The sequence below is a fragment of the Saccharopolyspora sp. NPDC050642 genome, assembly GCF_040654735.1.
Classification (GTDB): domain Bacteria; phylum Actinomycetota; class Actinomycetes; order Mycobacteriales; family Pseudonocardiaceae; genus Saccharopolyspora; species Saccharopolyspora elongata.
Window position 1 is genome coordinate 96,978 of the sequence record NZ_JBFAIN010000012.1, and the last position, 14,673, is coordinate 111,650.

At 67.3% G+C, this 14,673-nt stretch carries 23 protein-coding genes; 22 read left to right on the plus strand and 1 reads right to left on the minus strand.

The window, feature by feature from the left end; genetic code table 11:
• Window positions 1–17: 17 nt before the first annotated feature.
• The 16 genes from AB0H93_RS20330 to AB0H93_RS20405 all read left to right on the plus strand — a co-directional run bounded on the left by AB0H93_RS20330 (window position 18) and on the right by AB0H93_RS20405 (window position 8,059).
• A complete protein-coding gene (locus AB0H93_RS20330) occupies window positions 18–812 on the plus strand; it encodes a hypothetical protein (protein ID WP_358574451.1) in 795 nt (264 codons plus the stop codon).
• Window positions 809–1,450 (plus strand): ERF family protein, encoded by a 642-nt coding sequence (locus AB0H93_RS20335; RefSeq protein ID WP_358574452.1) that lies wholly within the window; start codon window positions 809–811, stop codon window positions 1,448–1,450. Before AB0H93_RS20330 ends, AB0H93_RS20335 begins: the two co-directional genes overlap by 4 nt.
• The gene (locus tag AB0H93_RS20340; RefSeq protein ID WP_358574453.1) at window positions 1,447–1,791 is read left to right on the plus strand and encodes a hypothetical protein; all 345 of its coding nucleotides are present in this window, start codon (window positions 1,447–1,449) and stop codon (window positions 1,789–1,791) included. Before AB0H93_RS20335 ends, AB0H93_RS20340 begins: the two co-directional genes overlap by 4 nt.
• Entirely contained in the window at window positions 1,788–2,129 is a 342-nt protein-coding gene (locus AB0H93_RS20345; RefSeq protein ID WP_358574454.1) for a hypothetical protein, read from the plus strand. The genes AB0H93_RS20340 and AB0H93_RS20345 overlap by 4 nt, the downstream gene beginning before the upstream one ends.
• Window positions 2,126–2,509 (plus strand): hypothetical protein, encoded by a 384-nt coding sequence (locus AB0H93_RS20350; RefSeq protein WP_358574455.1) that lies wholly within the window; start codon window positions 2,126–2,128, stop codon window positions 2,507–2,509. The genes AB0H93_RS20345 and AB0H93_RS20350 overlap by 4 nt, the downstream gene beginning before the upstream one ends.
• Window positions 2,506–2,865: a hypothetical protein gene (locus AB0H93_RS20355; RefSeq protein ID WP_358574456.1), complete on the plus strand. Its 360-nt coding sequence runs from the start codon at window positions 2,506–2,508 to the stop codon at window positions 2,863–2,865. The genes AB0H93_RS20350 and AB0H93_RS20355 overlap by 4 nt, the downstream gene beginning before the upstream one ends.
• A gap of 90 nt (window positions 2,866–2,955) precedes the next feature.
• On the plus strand, window positions 2,956–3,135 hold the full coding sequence (locus AB0H93_RS20360) for a hypothetical protein (RefSeq protein ID WP_358574457.1): 180 nt from the start codon (window positions 2,956–2,958) through the stop codon (window positions 3,133–3,135).
• Window positions 3,135–4,127 (plus strand): HNH endonuclease, encoded by a 993-nt coding sequence (locus AB0H93_RS20365; RefSeq protein WP_358574459.1) that lies wholly within the window; start codon window positions 3,135–3,137, stop codon window positions 4,125–4,127. The genes AB0H93_RS20360 and AB0H93_RS20365 overlap by 1 nt, the downstream gene beginning before the upstream one ends.
• 23 nt (window positions 4,128–4,150) lie before the next feature.
• Entirely contained in the window at window positions 4,151–5,095 is a 945-nt protein-coding gene (locus AB0H93_RS20370; RefSeq protein ID WP_358574460.1) for a hypothetical protein, read from the plus strand.
• Window positions 5,092–5,622, plus strand: coding sequence for a hypothetical protein (locus AB0H93_RS20375; protein WP_358574462.1), 531 nt, complete (start codon window positions 5,092–5,094; stop codon window positions 5,620–5,622). Before AB0H93_RS20370 ends, AB0H93_RS20375 begins: the two co-directional genes overlap by 4 nt.
• A 2-nt stretch (window positions 5,623–5,624) precedes the next feature.
• Window positions 5,625–6,074 (plus strand): single-stranded DNA-binding protein, encoded by a 450-nt coding sequence (ssb, locus tag AB0H93_RS20380; protein ID WP_358574463.1) that lies wholly within the window; start codon window positions 5,625–5,627, stop codon window positions 6,072–6,074.
• A gap of 57 nt (window positions 6,075–6,131) precedes the next feature.
• Window positions 6,132–6,332: a hypothetical protein gene (locus tag AB0H93_RS20385; RefSeq protein WP_358574464.1), complete on the plus strand. Its 201-nt coding sequence runs from the start codon at window positions 6,132–6,134 to the stop codon at window positions 6,330–6,332.
• A complete protein-coding gene (locus tag AB0H93_RS20390) occupies window positions 6,329–6,850 on the plus strand; it encodes a hypothetical protein (protein ID WP_358574465.1) in 522 nt (173 codons plus the stop codon). The genes AB0H93_RS20385 and AB0H93_RS20390 overlap by 4 nt, the downstream gene beginning before the upstream one ends.
• Window positions 6,847–7,524 (plus strand): hypothetical protein, encoded by a 678-nt coding sequence (locus AB0H93_RS20395; RefSeq protein WP_358574467.1) that lies wholly within the window; start codon window positions 6,847–6,849, stop codon window positions 7,522–7,524. The genes AB0H93_RS20390 and AB0H93_RS20395 overlap by 4 nt, the downstream gene beginning before the upstream one ends.
• 71 nt (window positions 7,525–7,595) lie before the next feature.
• A complete protein-coding gene (locus tag AB0H93_RS20400) occupies window positions 7,596–7,823 on the plus strand; it encodes a hypothetical protein (protein WP_358574469.1) in 228 nt (75 codons plus the stop codon).
• Window positions 7,820–8,059 (plus strand): hypothetical protein, encoded by a 240-nt coding sequence (locus AB0H93_RS20405; RefSeq protein ID WP_358574471.1) that lies wholly within the window; start codon window positions 7,820–7,822, stop codon window positions 8,057–8,059. Before AB0H93_RS20400 ends, AB0H93_RS20405 begins: the two co-directional genes overlap by 4 nt.
• Window positions 8,060–9,283: 1,224 nt before the next feature.
• Here the strand turns inward: AB0H93_RS20405 and AB0H93_RS20410 are convergent.
• Window positions 9,284–9,742: a hypothetical protein gene (locus AB0H93_RS20410; RefSeq protein ID WP_358574472.1), complete on the minus strand. Its 459-nt coding sequence runs from the start codon at window positions 9,740–9,742 to the stop codon at window positions 9,284–9,286.
• Window positions 9,743–9,854: 112 nt separating this feature from the next.
• Between AB0H93_RS20410 and AB0H93_RS20415 the strand changes: the two genes are divergently transcribed.
• The 6 genes from AB0H93_RS20415 to AB0H93_RS20440 all read left to right on the plus strand — a co-directional run bounded on the left by AB0H93_RS20415 (window position 9,855) and on the right by AB0H93_RS20440 (window position 14,655).
• A complete protein-coding gene (locus AB0H93_RS20415; RefSeq protein ID WP_358574629.1) occupies window positions 9,855–10,112 on the plus strand; it encodes an HNH endonuclease in 258 nt (85 codons plus the stop codon).
• A gap of 360 nt (window positions 10,113–10,472) precedes the next feature.
• Window positions 10,473–10,976, plus strand: a complete 504-nt coding sequence (locus tag AB0H93_RS20420) for a hypothetical protein (protein ID WP_358574474.1) — start codon at window positions 10,473–10,475, stop codon at window positions 10,974–10,976.
• Entirely contained in the window at window positions 10,924–12,426 is a 1,503-nt protein-coding gene (locus AB0H93_RS20425) for a hypothetical protein (RefSeq protein ID WP_358574476.1), read from the plus strand. Before AB0H93_RS20420 ends, AB0H93_RS20425 begins: the two co-directional genes overlap by 53 nt.
• Window positions 12,427–12,437: 11 nt before the next feature.
• Window positions 12,438–12,599 (plus strand): hypothetical protein, encoded by a 162-nt coding sequence (locus AB0H93_RS20430; RefSeq protein ID WP_358574478.1) that lies wholly within the window; start codon window positions 12,438–12,440, stop codon window positions 12,597–12,599.
• Window positions 12,596–13,939, plus strand: coding sequence for a phage portal protein (locus AB0H93_RS20435; protein WP_358574479.1), 1,344 nt, complete (start codon window positions 12,596–12,598; stop codon window positions 13,937–13,939). Before AB0H93_RS20430 ends, AB0H93_RS20435 begins: the two co-directional genes overlap by 4 nt.
• Window positions 13,939–14,655 (plus strand): HK97 family phage prohead protease, encoded by a 717-nt coding sequence (locus AB0H93_RS20440; RefSeq protein ID WP_358574480.1) that lies wholly within the window; start codon window positions 13,939–13,941, stop codon window positions 14,653–14,655. The genes AB0H93_RS20435 and AB0H93_RS20440 overlap by 1 nt, the downstream gene beginning before the upstream one ends.
• Window positions 14,656–14,673: the final 18 nt, after the last annotated feature.

A 14,673-nucleotide genomic window follows, 5' to 3' on the forward strand; every position in this document is an offset into this window, starting at 1 on the left:
CGAAAGGACTCCCGAGCATGACCAAGCACAACCCCCGCAAGGGAATCGTGCGGGTGGACTACCCGAACTACCACCGGTACCGCATCGACGGCAGATGGGCGATCGGCGTCACCACCGCGTTGAAGGGCATCCCGAAGGACGACGCGTTGAAGCGCTGGGCTGCCCGGCTCGTTGCCGAGCACGCGGTGGAACACATCTACGACGTCAAGCGGATGATCGACAACGGGGGCAACGGTCCCGCAATCCACTTCCTTCGCGAGCTGCCGAACCAGCGGCGCAAAGAGGCTGCGGTGCGCGGCACCGAGGTTCACAAGCTGGCCGAGCCCTACATCAAGGGCGACGCGATCGAGGTGCCCGAACACCTCGCACCGTACGTGCGCGGATATGCCGCCTACATCGAGGACTTCAACCCCACGACCGTCCACGAAGAACTCACCGTGGCCAATCGGACGCACGGTTACGCGGGCACCCTCGACTCGATCCAGGACATACCCGGCATCGGTCGGGCGCTGGTGGACTACAAGACCAGCAACGGCGTGTTCGGTGAGTACGCGTTGCAGGTCGCCGCCTATCGCCACGCCGAGGTTTTCCTTGACGCCGACGGCAACGAACAGCCGATGATCCCCGTGGATGTCGCCTACATCCTGCACATCCAACCGGATGACTACCAGCTGATTCCGGTGCAGGCCGACGCCGAGGCGTTCGCGAAGTACCTCGCGGCGCAGGCCAACTACGTCGCCAACGTGCAGGGTAAGAAGCTCGAAAAGCTGTTGGGTGCCCCCGTGGTGCCGCCGGTGGGTGATGCCGCGTGAACGTCCACGAAGCCATCACCGCGGTCATGGAAGACGTGCGCACGATCGAGAAGGGCGACCACAACGACTTCCACAACTTCGCATTCCGCGGCATCGACCGTGTCCTGAACCGGGTTGGCCCGGCGCTGCGCGCTCACGGGTTGGTGGTGACCCCGGAGCTGCGATCGCTGGACTCGCGGGACATCACCACCTCGAAGGGCAAGCGCGAACGCGAGGTCACCGTCACCGTGGCCTACCACTTCCGGGGCCCGGAAGGCGACTCGCTCGAACCCCCGGTCGTCGTGCCGGGTGAAGCCTCCGATTCGGGCGACAAGGCCGTGGCCAAGGCCATGAGCGTCGCGCAGCGCACCGCCTACATCCAGGCGTTCAACATCCCCACCGGCGAGACCGACCCCGACCAGCACAACATCACCCGCGCCGTCGATCCCCTGGTGAAGGTCAAGACCGAAATCTGGGCAGAGGCCGAGCAACGCGGCTGGATCACTGACAACGACGGATATCAGAAGTTGACCGAGGACTTCGCCCAGTGGAGCCAAGGCGGCGATATCGGCGAGGCCAACGAGAAGACCCTGCGCGACTACCTCGCGCACATCCGCCCGAAGCGCACCATGCGCCGCAGCAACGGAGGGCAGCGGTGAAAGCCTCGCCGAACACGCCGAGCGCGATCATCGGGGATTTCCTGCGCGCCGGGACGAAAGCCCTTGATCTCCACTACGCCGAGAACGTCTCGTTGGAAACCGCCCGCGACCTGCTGCGGGCCCTGGTTCCGGTGAACGCGCTGGGCATCTGCGCGCTCATGGCCGAGTTGGAGCAGGTCGCACCGGACCGCGCACACCGGATCGCTGAACGGCTCGGCCGTGCGTGGGACGCAGGCGACGACGTGTGGGAACTCCTGCACGACTGGCACGACCAGCACGCACGCGGCATTCCGGTCGGTTTCGAGCCGCCCGCCACGCTCGATGTGGAGGTGCGACGGTGACCGCCGTACAGCTCGCACTCGGCCTGGCCGACCGGCACGAGGGGCAGGCCGCCGCACTCGCGGCGGCCACCGCCGGCCACCGCGACTACCGGCACCGGCTCGAAACCGCGCTCGCCGAATTCGTCGCCGCCCGCGCACCGTTCACCGCTGACGATCTGCGCGCCGCCGCAGGGGATCCCGACGGCGACCGGCCGAACCTGCTGCCGTCGGTGATCGGTGTCGCCGCCGCGCAGCGGGTGATCGTGCCCGCTGGGGAGTACCGCAGTTGCCGCCGTGAACGCCGCGCGTCCCGCAACCGCGTGTGGATCGCCTGCCCGAGCGACGGAGGTGCAGTGTGACCGTGTCGTACGAATCGCTGACGCCGGTGCAGATCGAGCAGAAACTGCGGCAGTGCGTCACCGACCTCACCAAGGCCGAGCAGGCCTTGCGCGCAGCCCGTGACGCCGAAACCCACGCCGAGATCACCTACCGCTCGGCCTACCGGCGGGCGATGCTCTCGCCGGACTGCCCGAAGGTCACCCGTGGCGGCTACACCACCAGCGAGCGGGACGCCTGGGTAGACGACCAGTGCTCCGAGCAGTGGGAGGCGTACCGGCTCGCCCAAACACAGCGTGAGGCCGCGCAGGACCACATCCGCACCGTGCGGGACGTCGCGACCGCGGTGCAGTCAATCGGCGCGCTGGTACGCACCGCCTACGCCATGGCCGGGACGTCATGAGCCCGGCCCCAACCGCCCGCACCCGCGCCATCGTCAAGCACCGCGCCGAGCGGGGCGGTTGGCCGCTGTGCGAGCGCTGCGGCACCGCCCTCGGCACCAACGTGCACCACCGGCGGCCCCGCGGCGCGGGCGGCAGCAAGGACCCGGCGACCAACCTCCCGTCGAACCTCCTGCTGCTGTGCGGCAGCGGCACCACCGGATGCCACGGCTGGATCGAATCCCACCGCACCATCGCCTACCGGCACGGCTGGCTCCTGCACTCCTGGCAGACGCCGATCGAGACGCCAGTGCGCATCCACGACCGCGGTCTGGTCCTGCTCGACGACATCGGCTGTTTGTCATCGTTTGTCATCTAGCGGGCGCCAGATCACGTCCGATTTGATCTCCGTTATGGAATCCCGTTTCCCAGAAATGCTCCAACCATCACGAGAGGAGGCGACCGTCTGATGGCCGGTTTCGCAGCGATCAAATGGGCGCGCGAAGTGCCGACGCTGCTGCACAACCTCGGCTGGACCGATCCCCAGATCGCCGCGCACTGCCGCATGACCACCTACACCACCGGCCGGATCCGGGAAAGACTCAAGCTCAGGCCGAATGACCCCACTGAAACGAAGGAAAACCGCTGATGGCTGTGAGCAAGCGCCTGCGCTACGAAGTCCTGCGGCGCGATGGCCACACGTGCCGGTACTGCGGCCGAACGGCGCCCGAAGTCACGTTGACCGTGGATCACGTGGTTCCGGTCGCGCTGGGTGGCACTGACGAACCGAGCAACCTCGTGGCCGCCTGCCGGGACTGCAACTCCGGGAAGTCCGCAAGCAGTCCCGACGCGCAGCTCGTCGATGACGTCGCCGAGGACGCGCTGCGCTGGTCCCAAGCGCTGCAAGCGGCTGCCGAGCGCATGTCGGCGGACCTGACGAGCCGTGACGCCCGGCGGGCCGAGTTCCGCGCAGCGTGGGACCGGTGGCACTTCGAGTCGGACGGCGGGGCGGTTCCGCTGCCTGCCGACTGGGCTACGTCCATCGACGGATTCCTGAGAGCTGGGCTACCGATGTCTGTGCTCGTTGACTGCATCCAGATCGCGATGCACGCGCCGAGGGTCGCCCCCGAGAACGTGTTCCGCTACCTGTGCGGCATCGCTTGGAAACGAGTCGGCGAGCTGCACGAGGCTACGCGGGAAACCCTCGTCGACTCGGCTGTACGAACACCGCATGCGCCGGTTCTCGCTTCTGAGTTCGTCGGTGAACTGTGGGGGTACATGCCCTACAAGCTGAGCAATCAGGTGATCGCCGAGCGCGCCGAGCAGTTCGAGCAGGACCGGGCGGAAGACGACGATTTTGAGCGCTGGGCCCACTGGACCACCGAGGAACGCGCGGCGCTTCAGATGATTTCCGACCTGTCGGACGAATTCAGCGCCGCCGACATCGCCTATCGGTTGTTGCAGAAGCTCACCGAGTCCGCACGGGACGAATGGATGACCAAGTCCCGCGAGGTGTTCCTTGCCAACGGCGAAGAGACCCCGGACATTGAAGAGGTCGGCCGATTCGCTGCGGTCATGGCGTTCGACTTCTACGCCCGCCTCGCTGACGACCACCGCGACAGCGAAGGAAAGAATTTCTGATGGCACGTTCGTATGCCCGCATTATGACCGCGATCTGGCGCAACCGGGAGTTCCGCGCTCTCCCGGCCGACGCCCAGCGGGTCTACCTGCTGCTGGTCACCCAGCCGGACATCAGCGCGACCGGCACCTTGCCGCTGACCCTGCGCCGGTGGGCCGACATGGCGTCGGACACCACTGTGGATGGCGTCACCGGGGCACTGCAGGTGCTCAGCGACAAGAAGTTCATCGTGGTCGACTACGACACCGAGGAACTGCTCGTGCGGTCGTTCGTCAAGTGGGATGGCGGGCACACCAACAGCAAGCGTCGCCCGGTGATCCTGCGCGCGGCCGAGGAGATCGTCTCCACCCTGCTACGGCGAGTGCTGCGCTTCGAGTTCCAACGCCTGGATCTGCCTACCGATGCGCTACGCGATGCCGTATCCGATAGCCCATCCGATACGGCTTCACCCCAACCTGAGCCGGAACCGCTGGAAACCGCTCATGATCCCGCATTTTCGCAGGTGGATAGTCCATCCGATACGGCATCCGATGCGACATCGGCTTACGACGGGGTTGTGGTTACTCAAGTAAGTACAGGAGAACCCACAACCCACAACCCACAACCGATTCCGCCTTCGGCGGGCGACGCCGCGCCGGCCAACGCGCAGCAGATCCTCGGCGACTGGCTACAGACCTGCCGCAAGCGACCGCCGAAGAACGTCGTCGGACAGATCGGCCGCAACGTCAAAGCGCTGCTGGAGGAAGGCATCGACCCCAGCGACGTGCACGACGGGCTCATGGAGTGGGCGCGCAAATCCCTGCACCCATCGACTCTGCCGAGCGTCGTCAACGAAGTCATGAACCGGCCACACCGGACCGAGAACCGACCACGCCGGACTGACACCAAAGCAGACCGCATCGACGCGTTGGACGCATTTCTGGTGCCCGATGAGCCTCACCTGCGCGCGTTGCCGGGCGGTGCGGCATGAGCCTCACGCAGAACGAGATCGTCGGGGTGCTCAAGGTTGCTACGGCCTACGACGGCCGCCAGCGCGGCGAGGCCGACGTGGTCGCGTGGATGGACTCGGCCGCCCGCGCCGAGTGGACCTACCCCGAAGCGCTGGAAGCGGTGAAGGACCACTTCGCGTTCGACGGCAGCTGGATCGGCCCCGCGGTGGTGACCAAGCGGATCCAGGCCCGCCGCGACGCCGCCGAGCGGGCCCGGCTCGCCGAGCTCGGCGCAGCCAAGCGGGCCGAGCTCGAAGCCGGCACCACCGGGCCCGCCGACTCCGAGCGCGTCCGGTCCGCTGTCGAGGCTGTGGCCAACCGGCTCGGCTGGCAGCGCAAGCCGAAGAAGACCCACGCGGCGCTCGCCGTCGCCTGCCCTCACTGCCAGGCCGCTCCCGGCCGCCCCTGCGCCCGCGTCATCCGCCGCGGCCACCGCGCAGGCGAATTCGTACCGCTGGCAGGCGTCCATGTCTCCCGCGTGGAGGCCCTCACGAACGGAGACCGCTGACCATGTCCCTGCCCAAGATCAACGGAGAAGTCGCCCGGCTGTGGGCCGCCCCCGAATTGCGCTGGACCCCCGGCGGCAAGGCCGTGGTGACCGTGCCGCTGGTGTTCAACAAGCGCAAGCGCACCGACGCCGGGGAATGGGAAGACGCCGGCTCGATGTTCGTCCGCGCCCAGGCGTGGGAGCTGTTCGCCGAGAACATCTCCGAGAGCCTGTCCAAGGGTGACGAGGTGATCGTGTCCGGTGAGCTGTCGTTGCGCGACTACGACCGCAAGGACGGCAGCAAGGGCCAGTCCATCGAGCTCGCCCTGTACGCCATCGGCCCGAACCTCAAGCGGCACATGGCCAAGACGTTGCGCATCGACCGCCAAGGCGTGTCCGAGTCCGCGCCCACCGCCGACCCGTGGGCAAACGCGCCCCGCGGCGGCAACTCCACCGACGAACCCCCGTTCTGACCCTGAACCCCGGCCCTCAAACGGCCGCACAACCCCGAAACCGAACCGGAGAACCCCATGGACACCCGAACCGGCAGAAACGACGCGCAGCGGCGCGACGCATGTCCGGTGACCGCCCACTGGCCGCGGTTCTACCGCTACCAAGTCGCCGAACCCGGCGTGCGTTTCAAAACCAACCGCTACCCCGGGGCATGGATCGGGGTAGCGGTCGTGATCGGCCGCTACGCCTACTGCATCAAGTGGGCTGATGCCCGATGACCGACTCCCGCAAGCGCACCCGCAGCTCAGCCAAGGCCGCCGGCGCCCGCTTCGAACGCACCATCGCGGACTACCTCGCCGAGCAAGTCGACGACCGCATCGACCGACGCACGAAGAACGGCGCCAAGGACCGCGGCGACATCGGCGGCGTCCGCCTCTCGCCCGCCCTGCGCGGCGGCCGGATCGTCGTCGAATGCAAGGACAGCGCCCGCGTGCAGCTCGCCGCGTGGGCAGCCGAAGCGGAGACCGAACGCGGCAACGACGACGCCGTGGCCGCCGTCATCGTCCACAAACGACACGGCATCGCCGACCCCGGAAAGCAGTGGGTGACCTGCACTGTCGCCGACCTGGTCGCCCTGCTCACCGGCGAACGCCCGCGAACCGCAGACGAGGCCGCGGCCGACGAGTGGGTGCAGCGCATGGCCAACCTGCCCGCCGCAGAGGTGCGTGCGCTGCTGGTCGACGCCGGATGGTGGCCAGCCGACAAGCCGTTCAACGCCCCGGAGGTGACCGCGTGATCCGCGACGTCTACACCGCCACCTGCAGCATCGACCGCTGCCAGCGTGCCGCCGAACCCGGCCGCTACACCTGCGAGCCCTGCGCCGAGCGAATGCGCTGCTGGCTCCGCGAGATCGACGACTACGCCGCCACCCTCACCGCTGCGCCCGGCCGCGGTGGCGATGGCGGCCGGCGCTCGGCTGGCTACGGCAGCAGGCCACCCGCCCGACTCGACGTGATCGCCGCACTCGACCCGCGCAGCGTCGGCCACGCGATCGGCCCCGACGACACCGACGGCGCCACCCGATCCATCATCGGCACCGTGAACCGCTTGTGCGGCTGGGTGCACTCCGAGTTGCTGCGGCTGGACGCTGACCACCGGCCGCCGTCGCGAGACTTGACGATCACCAGGGGTACCGGGTGGCTGCGCGGATACATCGACTGGTGCACCCGGCAGCCGTGGGCCGACGATCTCGCCGACGATCTCCGCGAGCTGCATGCCCAGGTGCGACGGTTGGCCGACGACTCCACCCGGCCACTCGCGCCCTGCCCGGACTGCATTGGCTCGCTGTGGCCCGTCGGCGACACCGACACCCTCGCCGTCCGGTGCAGTGAATGCGGCGACACCTACGACGGGCTCGACCTGCTGAACATCGGGCAGCAGCTCGCGTTCAAGATGACGGGGGCCGCATGATCGGGCGACCTCACGACGCACCCGCCGTGTCGCACTGGAGCGGCACCGCCAGCAGCTGCAAGATCCTGACCATGATCACCCCTGACCGTGACCAGCTGCGCGCCGCCGCGGAAACCGGCAAGGCCGCCGAAGCTCGATTCTGGGACCGCATGACCGAACTCGGCATCCCGGACGGCGAAGCCTGGGACGCCCTTCGGGTCGCCCTTGCGGAAATCCAGGACGGCATCCACCACACCGATCCGTGGGCCGTCGCCGCGGACCGACTGGCCACCAGTACACAGTGGAGCTCGCCAACGTGAACGCCCGAACGCCGATCGTCCGCTACACCAACGGCCGCACCCTGGTTGACCGGGCGAGCCTCGCCCGGCTCACCGGCCGCTCGGTGCACACCATCCGCGGCGCCTGCCCCATCGCCGACCGCGACCGCAGCACCGGGCGGCCGCTCTACGACGCCCAGCAGTGCGCGCAGATCCTCGCCCTCACCGCCACCCGCGCCCGGCGTCCCGGTTGCCCAGCATCCGGCGCCGCTGCTTAGATCACCTTCCAGCGGAGAGAAGTCTCTCTACACCCATCCGCCGGGCACACGATCGCTTGACTAGTTAGGCCGCCATCACTTGACTATGTACGGCCGCTGTATGGTGTGCGCGGTTCGCATCGTGTTCTGATCACAATCATTACTTGATGTAGAACGAAAACGGACGGCAGCAGCCAGGCCGCACGCAGTCGAGGCTGGACCCTCGGTGCGCCGCCTAGCCGCCGCCCGTCATTCAATGGATCTGCCTGCTGTCAGGCCGGTTTCACGCCCGACCTGACAGCAGGTAGGCAAAAGCCAGCCATCCGATCACCAGAACCCAGATGGTCACGGCCACCACGACGACGCGCGTCGTTCGACGGCGGTCGCCACACCCGCCGCAGTCACCAGAGCCGCCAACAGGCGGTATCACCACGGTATACAAACATCCTCCAGCTTGAACAACATCGAACACTAGCGGTTGACAACACGGGAGTTGGTAACCAGCGAGTCACCCTCCGTGTCCGACGGAGACTACACGCCTCCTAAGACCGGGCGATCATCGGCTCGCGTTTCACCTCGGAAAGTCCACTATGGACATCGTGAGTTCGCGAGAAGGAAGCCTGCCGCTGCGCCACAGTGTCCATGACCAGCATGTTTTGCGCAAAACAGGCATTGCTCTACCACTATTAGACCGACTCAAGAAATCGACCGACAGCAGCCGAACAATACACATCAAACACAACCAAAGAACATCGGAAAACAGGGATGTTCCGCTATCCGGTTTATGGGTTAAAGAGTGAACGAAGCTGCCTGGCGATCGGCCAACACCAAAAACGAGCCGTTGAAACCACAAAGTTTCTCCCCAGGGATCGCGCCACTACCCCTGGTCCAGCGCAGACGCGCCAGGCGCCACGTCGAGACCTAAACGCGGGATCAAAGTGGAGCCCGACGCCGTGACCCGCACCTCGGTTGTCCGCTACCGCGACAGCCGCCTGCGCCGTGTGATCCTCGCCCGCAGCCGTCAACCCAAGTTGACCGCCTCTGCGTGATCATGCTTAAATCACCCTTCAGCGGGTAGAAGTGTGCCCGCATCCTTCCGGGAACAATCTGGTTCGGTCGAACCAGCGCGGCCGGATGTCGCTCCCCGCGCCGGACACGAACCCACTGGCGAAGCGCCACGTAGCAGGGCATGGCCCGATCACCAACGAATCCAGTCGGTAGCACCCCCTTGCTTGTGGCACAACGTCATCCGCCAAGCGTCAACTGCGTCATCCCCGCTCGGGCCGTCGCCTCATCGGTTGGCACCTTGCCCCGGTGCGACACCTCGACCTGGTAGAACTCATGGTCACTGGGAACGTCGGGGACCATGAACCGAAACCGGCACGTGAGGGTTGAGCTCAACCATGCCGAGTTCCCGAGTTCGCCCACCGCGAGCACCTCGCCGGCTGCCGACGAAACGGTGACCTGCGTGCCTTCGGTGATGTCCTCGTAGCCGTTGCCGCCCTTGCAGCCAACCGGGCCGTTGCGGACATGCGCGGCCGGACCCAACGTGAACTCGCCGCGAAGGTTGAACGGCTTAGGCGACAAGGCAGCCACCACGGACCACGCGCCGATCGGCAGCGCGACCACGCCCACCGCGATCGTCCAAACCCACCACCGTGCCCACCAATGCGAACGCGACTTGCTCGGCTTCGACTGCAGCATCGGCACTCCCTGTGGTGGTAACGCGTGACAGTACGCGCACTGTCAGCCATCGCCGCAGCGCACAAGGGTGTTACGCGGAACGAGCGGGAGGTGCGCCGTGGCACCACCAGGCATGAGCGGGCACCGCTGGCGACAGCTCGTAGCAAGCCTGCGCAAGCCCGGCGCCGTGTGCTGGATCTGTGGCCACGGCATCGATATCGAGCTGACGTTTCCAGATCCGGGGAGCTTCACCGTCCACCACCGGGTACCGCGATCGAAGGGCGGGGATGTGCTGGATCGGGGCAACGCTGTTCCCGCGCACCTGCGGTGCAACAGCAGCCTTGGCAACCGGCCGCTTGTGCGACGTCGCCGAACCTCGCGCCGCTGGTGACCACGGCTCCACCCGGCACCCCCGTGGGTGCACGCCCCACCACCATGCAGCACGGACCACCACTGCACATGGCCACACCGCAACACGCACGAACGACGCGCCACTACAGCAGGACACCACTGCACACGGCCCACGGCCGAGCACCCGCACACGCCCCGCGCCAGCGCAGGACATCGCGTCGAGCTCCGACATCGAGCACACCGCGACCAAACGCAACGATCGATCACGACCAGTGATGACCACACCACCAGGGCAGCGGGGAGGGGCACGGGGGCAGGGGGTCCGCGAGGTTACCTGCGGATAGGTGACCCCACACCTCCCGTCTCCCTTTCTCCCCCCGCGCGAAATCTTGGAGGGGCGATGCCCGAATCGGCCGCCGAGAGGCAACGGCGCTACCGCCGTCACAAGGCCGGTGACCACGGACTTTGCATCCCCGGTCGGTGTCCGGCCGTGACGCCGGCCGTGACGCGTGACAACGAGCCGGATCGCGTGACGCTGGGCCCTTCCGGACAACGGTTGTGGGCGGCGATGACCGACGGCGGGACGCTGCCGGCCATGCAGGCGGTGTTGCTGTTGGAGGCGTGCCGCATCGCCGACCGGCTCGACAAGCTCGATGCGCAGTTGCGCGGTGAGGACTGGGTGCGGTTCGACGTCGACGAGACCGGCGCAGAGGTGACGGTGATCGTCGACCGCGTGCTGTCCGAGGCTCGGCAGCAGGCCACCGCGTTGAAGCAGATCGTCGCCGAACTTCGGCAGACCGCCGTCCGCGGAACGCAGAAACCAGACGCAGCACAGAAGGGGGCGACGGGTATTGCTGACCTCACCGCCCGAATTGCTGCGCGGCGCGCGTCACCCGCGGGTTGAAGTCGTCCCGCTGTACGTCGACACCTACGGGCCCGAGGCGATCGAGCTTTCGCGTCGGGCTGGGCTGGTGCTGGATTTCTGGCAGCAGCAAGCCATCACGCTGATGCTGGCCACTCGCGAGGATGGCCGCTGGGCGTGTTTCGAGTTCGCCGAGCTCGTCGCACGCCAGAACGGCAAGGGCGGCATCCTCGAAGCTCGGGTACTCGCTGGCCTGTTCCTCTTGGGCGAGCGGCTGATCATGTGGTCGGCGCACGAATACAAGACCGCGATGGAGGCCTTTCTACGCGTTCGCATGCTCGTCAAGAACTTGATCCGTGAGGGCCTGGTCAGCGATGACGCCGTGAAGGTCAACAACACCAACGGTGAAGAGGGCTTCGAACTGCTCGACTCCGGGCAGCGGTTGAAGTTCATCGCCCGGTCGAAGTCGTCCGGCCGTGGTTTCTCCGGTGACCTGAACATTATCGATGAAGCGTTCGCCTACACCCCGGCGCAGCACGCGGCGTTGATGCCGACCATGTCGGCACGCCCGAATCCGCAGATCATCTACACGTCGTCGCCGCCGCTCGACGGTGCATCCGGCGATGTGCTGTTCGGTCTGCGGGCGCGCGCCGAGGCCGGCGGGGATGACTCGCTCGGCTACCGGGATTGGGGCGCCGCCGGCGACCTCGACCACCTCGACGCGCTCGACCTCGACGACCGCAAGCTGTGGGCAGCAACCAACCCCGCGCTCGGGGTGCGCATCACCGAAGAGACCATCGCGCGCGAACGCCGGTCGATGGGTGCCACCGAGTTCGCCCGCGAACGGCTGGGCGTGTGGCCGCGGCGCGTCGAGGGCGGCGGCGCGATCGACGTCCAGCAGTGGGCGACGCTCGCCGACCCCAACTCGCAAGCCGGCGACGACGTGGTGTTCGCCGTCGAGGTCGCCTACGACCGCAGTTCATCGAGCATCGCAGCATGGTCGGCGCGCGCCGATGGTCTCGGCCACGCCGAGGTGATCGACCAACGGCCCGGCACTGATTGGCTGGTTGGCCGTTTGGTCGAGCTGCGCGACCGGTGGAACCCGGTGGCCTTCGGCGTCGACGGCAAGGGCCCAGCGCTGTCGTTGGTGTTCGACCTGGAAGCCGCCGGGATCAAGCGCCCGGACGACCCGGAGAAACCGGGCCGCGGTGATCTCGCGGTGTTGTCGCTGCCGGAGATGGCCGCGGCGTGCGGGCAGCTGCTCGATGCGATCGCACAAGGAACATTCCGCCACCTCGACGACCCGGACCTGAATGCCGCCGCTGCTGGCGCTGCCACGCGCCCGGTGGGAGATGTCGAGGTGTGGGGCCGCCGCAACGCCACCGCCGAGATCAGCCCGCTGACCGCGGTGACCGTGGCGCGGCGGGTGTACGTGACCCGAATCGACGCGATCAAGAAGCCCAAGCGCAAGCCCCTAGCGGCATGGGCGTGAAAGGAGGCGAGGTGTCCCAGACGGAAATCATGCTGCTCGTCGTGCTCGTCGTGGCGTGCGCGCTGGTCGTGACCGGCGTCGCGCTGCTCGCAGTGCCCGCGGCATTCATCCTCGCCGGCTTGTTCACTGCCGCGCTGGGCTTCTTGTTTCTGACTGAGGTAGGCCGCCGATGAGGCTTTCGCAGCGGCTCACACGTGGCCGCAAAGCATGGTCGGAACCGCCGTTCTGGTCGCTGGATCGGTTGCCGATGCTCGGTTCCGCTGGTGTGCTGGCCGACCGGGAGAAGATCGGCAACGACTACGAGGGATACGTCCGGGGCGCCTACAAGTCCAACGGAATCGTGTTCGCCTGCATCCTCGCCCGGCAGCTGGTGTTTTCCGAGGCGCGGTTCCAGTGGCAGCGGATGAGTTCCGGGCGACCCGGTGACCTGTTCGGCACGCCAGATCTGGCGCTGCTTGAAACACCGTGGCCCAACGGCACCACCGGCGAACTGCTGGCATGGATGGAAGCGGACGTTTCGCTGGCGGGCAACTTCTACGCCACCACCGCCGACGACAGCGGCGCCTACGGGCGCGCGGCGACCGGTCCGGGCCGGCGGATCACACGGATGCGGCCGGACTGGGTGACGATCGTGCTCGACTCGCAGTCGGGTGACCCGTACGCGCTCGATACGAAGATCGTCGGCTACATCTACGAACCGCCGGTCACGGCCGGGCTGCGGTCCGAGCCGGTGACTCTGCTCGCCGATGAGGTGTGCCACTACTCGCCGATCCCGGACCCGGAAGCACGGTTCCGCGGGATGTCGTGGTTGACGCCGGTGCTGCGGGAAATCGAGGCGGACAAGGCCACCACGCACCACAAGAAGCGGTTCTTCGAAAACGGTGCGACGCCGCAGGTGATCGTCAGCCTCGACACCGACGACGACGACACGTTTCAGCAGTTCGTCGAGATGTTCCGCCGCAACCACCGCGGCCCGGACAAGGCCGGCGAAACCTTGTTCCTGGCCAACGGCGCGGACGCGAAAGTCGTGGGCGCCGACCTGAAGCAGCTGGATTTCAAGAACACGCAAGGCGCCGGCGAAACCCGGATCGCCGCGGCGGCGAGCGTGCCACCGGTGATCGCGGGATTCTCCGAGGGGCTGCAAGCCGCCACGTATTCGAACTACGGGCAGGCCCGCCGGCGGTTCGCTGACGGCACGATCTACCCGCTGTGGCGTTCGGCCGCGGGAAGCCTGCAAACGCTGCTGCCCCCGCCGGACGGGGCGCGGCTGTGGTTCGACCCCTCCGACGTCGCGTTCCTGCGGGAGGACCGGCGCGACGTCGCCGAGATCCAGCAGGCGCAGGCAATGACCATTCGGCAGCTCGTCGATGCCGGCTTCGACGCCGCGAGCGTGGCCGCCGCCGTCAAGGCCGAGGACTTCGGGCTGCTCACGCACACCGGCCTGTTCTCCGTGCAGCTGCAACCGCCCGGCAGCGGGCAGACCACCAACGAACCTGGACAGGAGGCGACGTGATGGATACCAAGCGCCTGCACGTCGAGGTGAAAGACGCCGATGAGGACAGCGGCGAAGTGACCGCCGTTTTCTCGACGTTCAACGTGAAGGACTCCGACCAGGACGTGACGCTGCCTGGCGCGTTCGAGAACGGCGCCCCGGCACTGATCTCCGCCTACGGCCACACGTCATGGTCTGGTCTACTGCCCGTCGGCAAGGGCACGATCACCAGCACCAAGACCGAGGCCGTGTTCACCGGCCAGTTCTTCATGGACACCACGCACGGCGCGGATACCTTCCGCACTGTCAAGCACACCGGCGAATTGCAGGAGTGGTCCTACGGGTACGACCCCGTCGAGTTCACCTACGGCGACCACGACGGCGAACGCGTCCGCTTCCTCAAGCGGTTGAAGGTGCACGAAGTGTCGCCGGTGATGCTGGGCGCCGGCGTGGGTACCCGCACGCTCGCGGCGAAGTCCGCGGGCGGCATGAAGTTTTCCGATGAGGCCGAGGCGGTCATGGCCGCGGTGAAGGCACTCACGGATCGAGCCGCGGACGTCTTGGCGAAGCGGCAGGAAAAGGGCAAGGGGCTGGGCGTCGAATCCGTGGCGCTCCTGGCGGGCATCGACGCCGAGTTGAAGCGCCTCGCCGAACTCGTCGGCCCCGACCCGACCCCGGACGCCACATCCGACGCGCGCCGCGAGTTCCTGCGGTTCCTGCGCGCCACCCGGGGCTGACCGATCACCCATCGTCCA